Source organism: Izhakiella australiensis (assembly GCF_002006995.1).
GTDB lineage: Bacteria > Pseudomonadota > Gammaproteobacteria > Enterobacterales > Enterobacteriaceae > Izhakiella > Izhakiella australiensis.
On record NZ_MRUL01000022.1, the window covers coordinates 20,210 to 32,548 of the forward strand.

Consider the following 12,339-nt stretch of genomic DNA (forward strand, 5'->3'; position numbering starts at 1 on the left):
AGCGCACTAAACTTAAATCCGGTAACTGATTCCCGCAGGGAGTATCAATAATGGAAATTCGGCCTTTCACCGAGGGCGATCGCCCATTTCTGCGTACGCTGTATTTAGCCTCGCGCAAGGCAAACTGGCACTGGCTGGACCCGGGTTCCTGGCGGCTGGAGGATTTTGACCGGATTATTATCGGCGAACGCGTATGGGTGGCGATTGAACAGGGGCACCGGGTGGGTTTTGCCGCAGTTAGCGTAAGCGATAACTTTCTGCATAGCCTGTATATCGATCCCGCCTGGCAGCGGCGTGGGATTGGCAATGCGCTGCTGGATGAAGTTGAAGCAAGCTTTACGTCAACCGGCGCGCTGAAATGTCTGTCTGCCAATACCGCCGCACAGGCGTTTTATATACAGCGCGGCTGGCAAATGGTGTCTCATGGAGAAAGTGAACAGGGAAAATACGTGCTGATGCATCTGAAGAAATAGATCAGGCCGCCGTCAGCTGCGGCCTGCGCTGTTATACCGCCCTGAAGGCGATATCATCGGGAATGACCTCACCGCGCCAGTAGAGCTGCGCCGCCACCCGACCGGCCAGCTGACGATACAAAGCGGTAAACTCGCTGTCAGGTCGGCGGATCACTGTTGGCTGTCCACAGTCAAGATCTTCACGCAAGGTAATGTGTAACGGCAGCTGGCTTAGCAACTGGGTATGGTATTGCTCCACCAGACCTTCCGCTCCGCCGCTGCCAAAAATGGGCTCCTGATGACCGCACTGACTGCAAATATGCATACTCATATTTTCGACGATGCCCAGTACCGGAACATTGACTTTATTGAACATCACGATGCCTTTGCGCGCATCAATCAGCGCAATATCCTGCGGGGTAGTCACCACCAGCGCGCCGGTTACCGGGACATTTTGCGCCAGCGTGAGCTGGATATCACCCGTGCCCGGCGGCATATCCAGCACCAGATAATCAACGTCAGGCCACAAGGTTTCATTGAGCAGCTGCAACAGCGCTTTGCTGGCCATCGGCCCGCGCCACACCATGGCGTTATCGTCCGTCACCAGATAGCCAATCGAATTGGTCGCCAGACCGTGAGCCATAATCGGCGCCATATGGGTTCCATCCGGCGAGGTTGGCCTTTCACCATCCGAACCGAGCATGGAGGGAACCGAAGGCCCATAGATATCAGCGTCCAGAACGCCAACTCTGGCGCCTTCCGCCGCCAGCGCCAGCGCAAGGTTAACCGCCGTGCTGGATTTACCTACGCCGCCTTTACCCGAGCTGACGGCAATAATATTTTTAATGCCGTTAATACCCGGCTGACTTTTAACCCGCTTCAGCGTGGCTATCTGGTGATGTAGCTTCCAGCCGATCGCCTGCGCGCCCGTCAGGCGCAGCAGCTCGCCGCTGACCTGCTCTTGTAACTGCTCAAATCCCTGCTGCCAGGCAAACGGCATGACCAGTTCCAGATACAGGGTATCATCGATTAATGCGCAGTGGTGCAGCGCTTTCAGCGCAGTTAAATTTCGTTCAAGCGTTGGATGCTCAAATGCTGCCAGCGTACCCACGACCAGTGCGCGCAGCGCTTCCGGTGATTGCTGACTGGGGGATTGTGAACCCATCCCGACTCCTTTGATTATTCTCATCGTTCATGCAACGGACAGATAAGGTTAAGCATACCAGATGTGGCTATACGCTGCGGCGACGCTGCAAAAATTCCCGTCAACAATCGCCATCACATTCGGGTTCTGTTTACGCCGGGGCGCGGTTTCAGGTAACATCAAGGCCCCTTTTTCATTCAGGAATAGCAAGTCTCACTATGACTCAAGTCGCGAAAAAAATAATGGTAACGTGCGCCCTGCCGTACGCTAATGGCTCCATACATCTCGGCCACATGCTTGAGCATATCCAGGCAGATATATGGGTGCGTTACCAGCGAATGCGCGGCCATCAGGTGTACTTCATCTGCGCGGACGATGCCCACGGCACGCCTATCATGCTAAAAGCGCAGCAGCTGGGGATCCCCCCGGAGCAGATGATCGCCGAAATGAGTCAGGAGCATCAGACGGACTTCGCCGGCTTTAACATTAGCTACGACAACTATCACTCCACCCATGGCGAGGAGAACCGCGAGCTGTCAACGCTGATTTACCGGCGCCTGAAGGACAACGGTTTTATTAAGAACCGCACCATTTCTCAACTTTACGATCCGGAAAAAGGGATGTTTTTACCTGACCGTTTTGTTAAAGGCACTTGTCCGAAGTGCAAAGCCGCCGATCAGTACGGCGACAACTGCGAGGTTTGCGGAGCAACCTATAGCCCGACCGAGCTTATCGAACCGAAGTCGGTGGTTTCCGGCGCCACGCCGGTTATGCGTGACTCAGAGCATTTCTTCTTCGATCTGCCGGCCTTTAGCGACATGCTCAAAAGCTGGACCCGATCCGGCGCGCTGCAGGAGCAGGTGGCCAATAAAATGCAGGAGTGGTTTGAATCAGGATTGCAGCAGTGGGATATCTCACGCGATGCGCCCTATTTCGGCTTTGAAATCCCCGACGCGCCGGGCAAATATTTTTACGTCTGGCTGGATGCGCCGATCGGCTATATGGGCTCGTTTAAAAATCTGTGCGATAAGCGCGGCGATATCGACTTTGATGAGTTCTGGAAAAAAGACGCCACCACCGAGCTTTATCACTTTATCGGAAAAGATATCGTCTATTTCCACAGCCTGTTCTGGCCGGCAATGCTGGAAGGAAGCGGCTTTCGCAAACCGGATAATCTGTTTGTGCATGGCTACGTTACGGTCAACGGCGCAAAAATGTCTAAATCCCGTGGCACCTTTATTAAAGCCAGCACCTGGCTTAACCACCTTGATGCCGACAGCCTGCGCTATTACTACGCGGCGAAGCTATCTTCCCGCATTGACGACATCGACCTCAGCCTTGAGGATTTCGTTCAGCGCGTGAATGCCGACATCGTCAATAAAGTGGTCAATCTCGCATCGCGTAATGCGGGCTTCATCAACAAACGTTTTAACGGTCAGCTTTCAGCACACCTCGCCGACCCGGCGCTGTATAAAACCTTTACCGATGCCGCGCAAAGCATCGGCGATGCGTGGCACGCGCGCGAATTTAGTCGCGCCGTTCGCGAGATCATGGCGCTGGCCGACCTGGCTAACCGCTATGTCGATGAGCAGGCTCCGTGGGTGGTGGCTAAGCAGGAAGGCCGCGATGCCGATCTGCAAGCTATCTGCACCATGGGGATCAACCTGTTTCGGGTGCTGATGAGCTGGCTGAAGCCAGTACTGCCTTCGCTAAGCGAGCGTACGGAAGCCTTCCTGCAAACCGAGCTGAGCTGGGACAGCATTCAGCAGCCGCTGCTTAACCATACCATCGCGCCCTTTAAAGCCCTTTACAGCCGCATCGAAATGGACAAGGTCAGTGCGATGGTCGATGCTTCTAAAGGAGAGGCTGCCGCTGCGGCGAAACCGGCGCTGACCGGTGCGCTGGCCGAGCAACCCATTCAGGAAACCATCACCTTTGACGACTTCGCCAAAGTGGATATGCGTATTGCGCTTATTCAACAGGCGGAGTTCGTTGAAGGCTCCGATAAGCTATTGCGTCTGCAGCTGGATTTAGGCGGCGAAACCCGGCAGATTTTCTCCGGTATTCGTGCGGCCTACCCCGATCCATCGCTGCTGGTAGGGCGGCTGACGATTATGGTCGCTAACCTGGCGCCGCGTAAAATGCGCTTCGGCGTCTCCGAGGGCATGGTCATGGCGGCCGGCCCCGGCGGAAAAGATATCTTCCTGCTCAGCCCCGACAGCGGCGCTCAGCCTGGAATGCAGGTAAAATAGGCTAACAGTCCCGGGGCGGTATCTGCCGCCCCCTTTTAACCTCATCGCCGCAGGCGGTTCAGCCCAGGCACTCTGTAACCGCAGAGCCCGGCGATGAAAGCAGGTCGTAGTAATGAAACAACTCTGGCGCTATCTGCGCGCGTTTCTGATTATTTACCTTTGCCTTTATGCCGGCAATGGCGTTGCCGCGCTGCTTCCCGTCACTATCCCGGGCAGCATACTCGGCATGCTGATACTGTTTGCGCTGCTGGCGACGCAAATTTTGCCGCCGGACTGGGTTAAGCCGGGCTGCCATTTGCTGATTCGCTACATGGCCCTGCTGTTTGTCCCGATCAGCGTCGGCGTGATGAATTATACCGACCTGCTACAAGCGCAGTTCGGACCGATCGTCGTTTCCTGCCTTATCAGCACACTCATCGTGCTGGTGACCGTCGGGCTTTGCGCGCATCATTTTCAGCGCGACGGCAAAGCCGCGCAGGAGGAATCAAAACCATGAGCGATATCTGGTGGTCACTGCCTTTAACCGTCGTGGTTTTCCTGTTTGCCCGTCGCCTGTCTGCGCGATTAAAAATGCCGCTGTTAAATCCGCTGCTGGTTGCGGTCGCAGTGATAATCCCGCTGCTGGTGCTTACCCATATGCCCTATGCCCGTTATTTTCAGGGCAGCGCAATCCTTAACCAGCTGCTGCAGCCCTCCGTGGTCGCGCTGGCGCTACCGCTTTATGAGCAGATGCATCAGATTCGCGCCCGCTGGAAGACGATAATCAGCGTCTGTTTTATTGGCTCAATGACGGCGATGGTCAGCGGCACAGCTATCGCCTTATGGATGGGTGCCTCAAGAGAAATTGCCGCGACCATTTTGCCAAAATCAGTAACCACGCCAATTGCCATGGCGGTATCCGGCACCCTCGGCGGCATTCCGGCGATCAGTGCAATATGCGTATTATTAGCTGGCGCGCTCGGCGCGATATTTGGTCATATGATCCTCAACCTGCTCCGGGTCAAAGGCAAAGCCGCCCGTGGTCTGGCCATCGGTAATGCCTCCCACGCGCTCGGCACGGCACGCTGCGCTGAGATTGATTTTCAGGAAGGCGCGTTCAGCTCTCTGGCTCTGGTTATCTGCGGCATTATTACTTCTCTGCTGGCGCCGTTTATTTTTCCGCTACTGATCGCCCTGCTATGAATTTGCGTGATCTCGCACAAAAATTCGCATTGTTTCAGCTATTGCACTGGTTAGGTGACACATATCACATATAACCGTTTGCTTCGCCGCTAAAATCGAGCGCCCATCCGGTGAGAGAGGTTTACCACCATGCACACACGTTTTAATCACGCGCTGGCGTCCCTGCCGGACAACCTGCGTTCAGCCGTTACGCCTCTGCTTTCCGCTGCTGACTTTCGCGCCAGCTTTTCCGCTGAACAAATCAGCACGCTGTGTACTAAAACGCAGATGGACCAGCAGCAGCTGGCCTTTGCTCTGCTGCCGCTGGCGGCTGCCTGCGCGTGGACGCCGCTGTCAAAATTCAACGTCGGCGCCATCGCCCGCGGCGCCAGCGGACGATTCTGGTTTGGTGCCAATATGGAATTCAGCGGCGCGACCATGCAGCAAACGGTGCATGCGGAGCAAAGCGCGGTGACCCATGCCTGGATGAGCGGCGAAACGGTGCTGCTGGATATCACGGTAAATTACACGCCCTGCGGCCACTGTCGGCAATTTATGAATGAACTGAACAGTGGCATCACTCTGGGTATCCACCTGCCAGGACGCCAGCCCGCCACCCTCGGCAGCTACCTGCCGGACGCCTTTGGCCCGCGCGATCTGAATATCACCAGCCTGTTGATGGACCCGGTCGATCACCACATGCAGGTTCAGGGGGATGCGCTGGCGCAGCTGGCGCTCAGGGCCGCTAATCGCAGCCATGCGCCTTATACTGAAGCCTGGAGCGGCATCGCGTTGGAAACGGCAAGCGGGCGTCAGTTTAGCGGCAGCTATGCTGAAAACGCCGCGTTCAACCCCAGCCTGCCGCCCCTGCAGGCCGCGCTAATTATGTTGAACATGGCCGGCGAGTCGCCGCTGGAAATTAACCGAGCCGTACTGGTGGAAAAAGACGCCGCGGTTTTGTGTCAGCAGCAGGCAACGGCGGCTACTCTTGCCGCGCTGGGCTGCAACAACCTTAGCGTCATTCATCCCCATGACGATTAAATTTTAATCATCATGATTTTTTTTACTTGCTTTTGTTAGCTCCGGTTAACAAAAGCTGTACTTTGCTCTGTTTTTTCATAGGATTGAAATTCAAAACTTTCTCAGAACAGAAGAGTTAACATCACATGGAACTCGAATACGAAAGTAAGCGTTCGCTCTATATACCCTACGCTGGCCCTATCCTGCTGGAGTTTCCATTGCTGAATAAAGGCAGTGCTTTCTCCATCGAAGAACGTAATGATTTTAATCTGAACGGCCTGTTGCCGGAAACGGTCGAAACCATCGAAGAACAGGCTGAACGCGCATGGCGCCAGTTTCAGGAGTTCAAGAACGATAACGACAAGCACGTTTACCTGCGCAATATTCAGGATACCAACGAGACTCTGTTTTACCGCCTGCTGGACAATCATCTTGAAGAGATGATGCCGATTATCTACACCCCGACCGTGGGCGCCGCCTGTGAGCATTTCTCTGAGATCTATCGCCGCGCACGCGGGTTGTTTATCTCCTACCCCAATCGCGCCAGCATTGAAGACATGCTGCAAAATGCCACCAAACAGAATGTAAAAGTGATTGTGGTAACCGACGGCGAGCGCATTCTCGGCCTCGGCGATCAGGGCATCGGCGGTATGGGAATTCCGATCGGTAAACTGTCGCTGTACACCGCCTGCGGCGGCATCAGCCCGGCTTACACCCTGCCGGTGGTGCTGGATGTCGGCACCAATAATCCGCAGTTGCTTAATGACCCGCTCTATATGGGCTGGCGTCATCCGCGTATTACCGGCGAAGAGTATGACCGCTTCGTTGACGAATTTATCCAGGCGGTAAAAAGCCGCTGGCCGCAGGTTCTGCTGCAATTTGAAGACTTCGCTCAAAAGAACGCAATGCCGCTGCTTGAACGCTATCGCGATGAAATCTGCTGCTTTAACGATGATATTCAGGGAACCGCGGCGGTAACCCTGGGCTGTCTGATCGCCGCCAGCCGCGCTGCCGGCAGCCAGCTGAGCGAGCAAAAAGTGGTTTTCCTTGGCGGTGGCTCAGCCGGCTGCGGCATCGCCGAGTCGATCATCGCACAGATGAAATCAGAAGGTCTGAGCGACGAAGAAGCGCGCGCCAGAGTTTACATGGTCGACCGCTACGGCCTGCTAACGACCAATCAGCCCAATTTACTCAACTTCCAGAGCAAGCTGGCGCAAAATAAGGGCAAGCTTGCTCACTGGGATACGCAAAGCGATGCCCTTTCGCTGATGGATGTGGTGCGCAACGTGAAGCCGGATATTTTAATCGGCGTTTCTGGTCAGCCAGGGCTGTTCACCGAAGAAATCATTCGCGAAATGCATAAAAACTGCCCGCGTCCTATCGTGATGCCGCTGTCTAATCCCACCTCACGGGTCGAGGCAACGCCGCAGGATATCATTCGCTGGACCGACGGCGCGGCGCTGGTTGCCACCGGTAGCCCGTTTGCCCCGGTTCTGTGGAAGGAAAAACGCTATCCGATTGCCCAGTGCAACAACTCTTACATTTTTCCCGGCATCGGCCTTGGCGCGATTGCCTCGCGGGCGACCCGCGTTACTGACAGTATGCTGATGGCGGCCAGCCGGACGCTGGCTGACTGTTCGCCGCTGGTGAATGATGGCCGCGGGCCGGTACTTCCGGAGGTGAAAGACATCCAGGGCGTGTCAAAAATTATCGCCATGGAGGTTGGCAAAGCCGCGCAGCTGGCCGGCGTGGCAGTGGTTACCTCAGAAGATGTGCTGTCACGCGCAATTGCCGATAACTTCTGGCTACCGCAATATCGTTCGTATCGTCGAACTTCCATCTGACTGTCGTTCATCCGGGCGCATTTTGCGCCCGGAATTTTGTGGCAAAAGCCGTCAGAAGGTAGCTTGTAACTTGCTTCACCGGACGCGGTAAAGTAGCCTGAATGACCTGATTTTTACCACGCGAGCACCGGAACGCATGCTGAAACGCCTGATTTATGGACTAATCTGCCTCATAGCCCTGGTTGTTGTGGCGGCGTTTTTTTTAGATCGCTGGGTAAGCTGGCGCACTGCCCCCTACGTTTATGAAGATCTACAGTCACTGCCGCACCGCCAGGTCGGCGTCGTACTGGGCACCGCCAAGTACTACCGTACCGGCGTTATTAATCAATATTATCTCTATCGCATGCAGGGCGCGCTCAACGCCTATAACAGCGGCAAAGTAAACTATCTGCTGCTGAGCGGCGACAATGCGCTGCAAAGCTATAACGAACCGATGACCATGCGACGCGATTTGATAGCCGCAGGGGTTGATCCCGCCGATATCGTGCTCGACTATGCCGGCTTTCGCACACTGGATTCCATCGTACGCACGCGTAGGGTATTTGATACCAATGACTTCATTATTATTACCCAGCGCTTTCACTGTGAGCGGGCGCTGTTTATCGCCTTAAATATGGGAATTCAGGCACAGTGCTACGCCGTTCCTTCGCCCAAGAATATGCTCAACGTCCGCCTGCGCGAGGTGGGCGCCAGGCTGGGCGCGCTGGCGGATCTTTATATTATGCATCGTCAGCCGCGCTTCCTCGGCCCACTGATACCGATCCCGGCTATCCATCCGGTTCCGGAAAACGCCCAGGGCTATCCGGCGGTAACGCCGGAGCAGCTTCCTGAGAACAGAACGCCGGAAATCGAATAGCCATCGCCCGCAGCAGCGGGCAAATAAACCACCAGCCTGGCAGGCGAACGGAACAACCCGCCTAAGGTGGAGAAATCAGCCTACACCCGTCTGGCTGGCAAACGACAGACCTTCATTGCTGCAAGCCCGGCACCCCGGTCACAGAAGGCCCGCCTGCTTTCCGCACCAGCACAAGCACGTCCGTGTGGCCTGCCAGCGGACGGCAGACCTTGATTGCTGCAAGCCCGGCACTCCGGTCACAGAAGGCCCGGCTGCTTTCTGCACCGGCACAAGCACTCCGTGTGGCCTGGCGCACGGCCATCCCTGACCGCGAGCCTGCTGAAATCAGCCAGACCTTCTCCTCCCCCGTAAACTTCTTCATCGCTTTTAGTGAAAAGATAAAAGCAAGTCTGCGCCGGGTTAAACACCTGCAACCTCACCTTAGCTTTTAAGCAGAAGATAATCACTGTCGTCAAAAACCCGCACCCAAAGCCTTCATCGATTAAAACGGATGCCGCCTTCAGCAAATCTATGCCCACGGTGTTATCGATTAAAAACCGGATGTCGTTTCCCGCAAACCTGCACTAACAGGCTTTTCTGCGCCGAGCGAATGAAGCCCGCCAGGGGGAGCCGCAGGGATGCGGCGACAGTAAGCGCTGCGTCGGGAACGCATCGCGAACGGCCCGTACGGCGGGCTACATGCGTGAGGGAAGGGCGCAGCCACGCAGAAACTGCCGGAAGTCCGGGGTCAAGGGGCCATGACGTTTGATGGCACCTTGCCGGTCGCCCGCAGCGGCGGGCAAATAAGCCACCTGCCTGGCAGGCGAACGGAATACTCCACCGCTGGTGAAATAAACGCCCACCTTACAGGCGAACGTAATACCTCACCTTAGGTGGAGAAATCAGCCGGACTGGCAGAGTGGAAATCTCCCGCAGTCCGGGTTCAAAGGGCCATAACGTATGGTAATCCTTTGCCCTCCCTGCGGCGGGAAAGCAATAAAAAAGGGACCTTTCGGTCCCTGTTTTATTCACGCGAGGTTACTTCTTACGGGCATATTTCAATGAATCGAGCGCCACAGCGAAGATAATAATTCCGCCTTTAATAATGTACTGCCAGTAAGGGTTGATACCGATATAGGTCAGACCGTAGTTGATGACGGTAAAAATGAGCACCCCGGTCACCACACCGGCGACGGTACCTACGCCGCCAGCAAAGGAGACGCCGCCTACCACGCAGGCAGCAATGGCATCAAGTTCGTACATAAAGCCAAGGTTGTTGGTTGCAGAGCCGATACGGCCGGCTTCCAGCATCCCGCCGAAGGCGTAGAACACGCCGGAAAGCATATAAATCAGGATCAGGTTAAAGGGAACGTTAACGCCGGATACCTTTGCCGCTTCCGGGTTGCCGCCGATGGCAAAAATGTTTTTGCCAAAGCGGGTTTTATTCCACAGGATCCAGACGATTGCGATGGCGATGATGGCGTAGAAGGTAATGTAAGACAGTTTGAAATCGCCAAAGCGTAAAAAGCCCTGGGCAAACGTTGAGAACTTGTCATCAAAACCGGCAATCGGTGACGCGCCAACATAGTCGTAATACAGCGAGTTGATGCCGTAGACGATAATCATGGTGCCAAGGGTGGTGATAAATGGCGTCACTTTGAGATAGGCGATAATCAGACCGTTAACCAGGCCAATAATCGCGCCAATGGCGCAGACAATCAGGATAACCAGCGCGATCGGCATGGTTTCCAGATGAGGAAACACCTTATTGGCGTTATCCATTGCTTGCAGCAGCGTTGCCGCAACCACTGCCGCCAGGCCAACCTGGCGTCCGGCAGACAGGTCTGTCCCCTGAGTAACAATCAATCCGGCAACACCGAGCGCGATAATGATACGCACGGAGGACTGAGTAAGAATATTACTCAGGTTAATTAAGCTCAGAAAAGTAGGATCTTCAAAAATAATAATCGCCAGTAGCACCAGCAACACAACATATATGCCACCCTCTTTTAGCCAGGTGAGCGCATTTTTCTTATTTACAGCATTCATATTGTTAGCCCTTACCTCATTACAGGTGCAGTGATGCCAATCTTAAAATTTCGTTTTGGGTTGCCGTCTTGGTATCAACAATCCCCGCCACCTGGCCATTGCTCATAACCAGGATGCGGTCGGTAATACCAATCAGCTCTGGCATTTCAGAAGAAATAATGATGATGCCTTTGCCTTTTTTCGCCAGCTCAGCAATTAGCTGGTAAATTTCAAACTTAGCGCCTACGTCAATACCACGCGTCGGTTCGTCCAGCATTAAAATTTCCGGCTGAGTTAACAACCAGCGACCAATAATAACTTTTTGCTGGTTCCCACCCGAGAGCGAACCAATTTGCGTGCGATGGCCCGGCGTTTTTACCCGCATAGCGTCGATAACCCATTGGGTATCACTTTTCATGCGTTTATTATCAAGCAGGCCCGCACTGTTTTTATATTTACGGATATTAGAAATAAGTGAGTTAAAACCGATATCAAGGAAGGCATAAATCCCGGTTGAACGACGTTCTTCAGTTACCAGAGCAAAGCCATTATTAATTGCTTCGTTTGCCGAATGGTTATTAATCGGCTTGCCGTGCAGGCGAATGGTGCCGCCGGACTTTTCACGAATGCCGAATAACGTTTCAACAATGTCGGTACGCTTGGCGCCAACCAGACCGGCGATGCCAAGGATTTCCCCCTGGTGCAAATCAAAGGAGATATCGCGGATTGACGGCTGGCGTAGCGAGGTGATGTTACGCACCTCAAGAATAACCTCACCCGGTACGTTGCTTTTATCCGGGAAACGCTGGCTGAGAGAACGCCCGACCATCATGGCGATAATCTTATCCATATCCAGCCCTTCCAGCGGCTGGGTAATAATCCACTGGCCGTCGCGCAGGATAGTTATTTCATCACACAGCTGGAAGATTTCCTCCATCTTATGTGAAATATAAACAATACCGCAGCCGCGCTCTTTCAGCTTGCGGATAATAGTGAACAAATGGTTGACTTCTTTTTCCGTCAGGGACGACGTCGGTTCGTCCATAATGACGATTTTAGCGTCATAAGAAAAAGCTTTGGCAATTTCCACCATCTGCATTTGTGAAACCGATAAATTCGCCACCTTATCGCTGGGATCGATATCAATATCCAGCTCGTCGAATATGGCTTTAGTATCGCGATACATTTTAGCCTGATCGACAAAAATGCCTTTGCGCGGATAACGACCCAACCACATGTTATCCATTACAGTACGTTGCAATACTAAGTTTAATTCCTGATGCACCATTGAGACGCCATTTTCCAGCGCTTCTTTGGAGCTTTTAAAATCGATCTCATTACCCTGAAAAAGGATACTCCCCGAGTCCTTTTTATAAATACCGAACAGGCATTTCAACAATGTTGATTTACCGGCTCCGTTCTCCCCCATCAAGGCGTGAATAGAGTGCGGACGCACTTTTAAATTAACCTGGTCTAACGCTTTTACGCCGGGAAATGATTTAGATATATCAGTCATTTCCAGCAAATATTCTCGCTGAGGTGTCTTTTCGCTGGCCATAATTCTACCTGGCTGAATCAAATATTGGGTGAAGGATCACCCCGT

Annotated in this window: 10 protein-coding genes; 7 read left to right on the forward strand and 3 right to left on the reverse strand. The window is 53.9% G+C overall.

Translation table 11 applies throughout. The features are described from left to right. Nucleotides 1-50 precede the first annotated feature (50 nt). The gene (locus BTJ39_RS20760; protein WP_078004632.1) at nucleotides 51-473 is read left to right on the forward strand and encodes a GNAT family N-acetyltransferase; all 423 of its coding nucleotides are present in this window, start codon (nucleotides 51-53) and stop codon (nucleotides 471-473) included. A 31-nt stretch (nucleotides 474-504) separates the two neighbouring features. On the opposite strand, the gene apbC is transcribed toward BTJ39_RS20760, so the two are convergent. Next, a complete protein-coding gene (apbC, locus tag BTJ39_RS20765) occupies nucleotides 505-1,617 on the reverse strand; it encodes an iron-sulfur cluster carrier protein ApbC (protein ID WP_078004633.1) in 1,113 nt (370 codons plus the stop codon). A gap of 197 nt (nucleotides 1,618-1,814) precedes the next feature. On the opposite strand from apbC, the gene metG reads away from it, so the two are divergent. The 6 genes from metG (at nucleotide 1,815) to sanA (ending at nucleotide 8,729) form a co-directional block, all read left to right on the forward strand. After that, entirely contained in the window at nucleotides 1,815-3,848 is a 2,034-nt protein-coding gene (gene metG / locus BTJ39_RS20770) for a methionine--tRNA ligase (RefSeq protein WP_078004634.1), read from the forward strand. A gap of 112 nt (nucleotides 3,849-3,960) precedes the next feature. Further along, a complete protein-coding gene (locus tag BTJ39_RS20775; RefSeq protein WP_078004635.1) occupies nucleotides 3,961-4,344 on the forward strand; it encodes a CidA/LrgA family protein in 384 nt (127 codons plus the stop codon). Further along, nucleotides 4,341-5,030 (forward strand): CidB/LrgB family autolysis modulator, encoded by a 690-nt coding sequence (locus BTJ39_RS20780; RefSeq protein ID WP_078004636.1) that lies wholly within the window; start codon nucleotides 4,341-4,343, stop codon nucleotides 5,028-5,030. Before BTJ39_RS20775 ends, BTJ39_RS20780 begins: the two co-directional genes overlap by 4 nt. 129 nt (nucleotides 5,031-5,159) lie before the next feature. Beyond that, nucleotides 5,160-6,050 (forward strand): cytidine deaminase, encoded by an 891-nt coding sequence (gene cdd / locus BTJ39_RS20785; RefSeq protein WP_078004637.1) that lies wholly within the window; start codon nucleotides 5,160-5,162, stop codon nucleotides 6,048-6,050. 125 nt (nucleotides 6,051-6,175) lie between these two features. Continuing rightward, nucleotides 6,176-7,873: an NAD-dependent malic enzyme gene (locus BTJ39_RS20790; protein WP_078004638.1), complete on the forward strand. Its 1,698-nt coding sequence runs from the start codon at nucleotides 6,176-6,178 to the stop codon at nucleotides 7,871-7,873. A gap of 136 nt (nucleotides 7,874-8,009) precedes the next feature. Further along, a complete protein-coding gene (gene sanA, locus BTJ39_RS20795; protein WP_078004639.1) occupies nucleotides 8,010-8,729 on the forward strand; it encodes an outer membrane permeability protein SanA in 720 nt (239 codons plus the stop codon). A 1,017-nt stretch (nucleotides 8,730-9,746) separates the two neighbouring features. Here sanA and mglC read toward each other — a convergent pair. Together mglC and mglA are read right to left on the reverse strand one after the other, a co-directional pair. Beyond that, the gene (gene mglC / locus BTJ39_RS20805; protein ID WP_078004641.1) at nucleotides 9,747-10,757 is read right to left on the reverse strand and encodes a galactose/methyl galactoside ABC transporter permease MglC; all 1,011 of its coding nucleotides are present in this window, start codon (nucleotides 10,755-10,757) and stop codon (nucleotides 9,747-9,749) included. Between the two features lie 19 nt (nucleotides 10,758-10,776). After that, nucleotides 10,777-12,294, reverse strand: coding sequence for a galactose/methyl galactoside ABC transporter ATP-binding protein MglA (gene mglA / locus BTJ39_RS20810; protein ID WP_078004642.1), 1,518 nt, complete (start codon nucleotides 12,292-12,294; stop codon nucleotides 10,777-10,779). Nucleotides 12,295-12,339 lie beyond the last annotated feature (45 nt).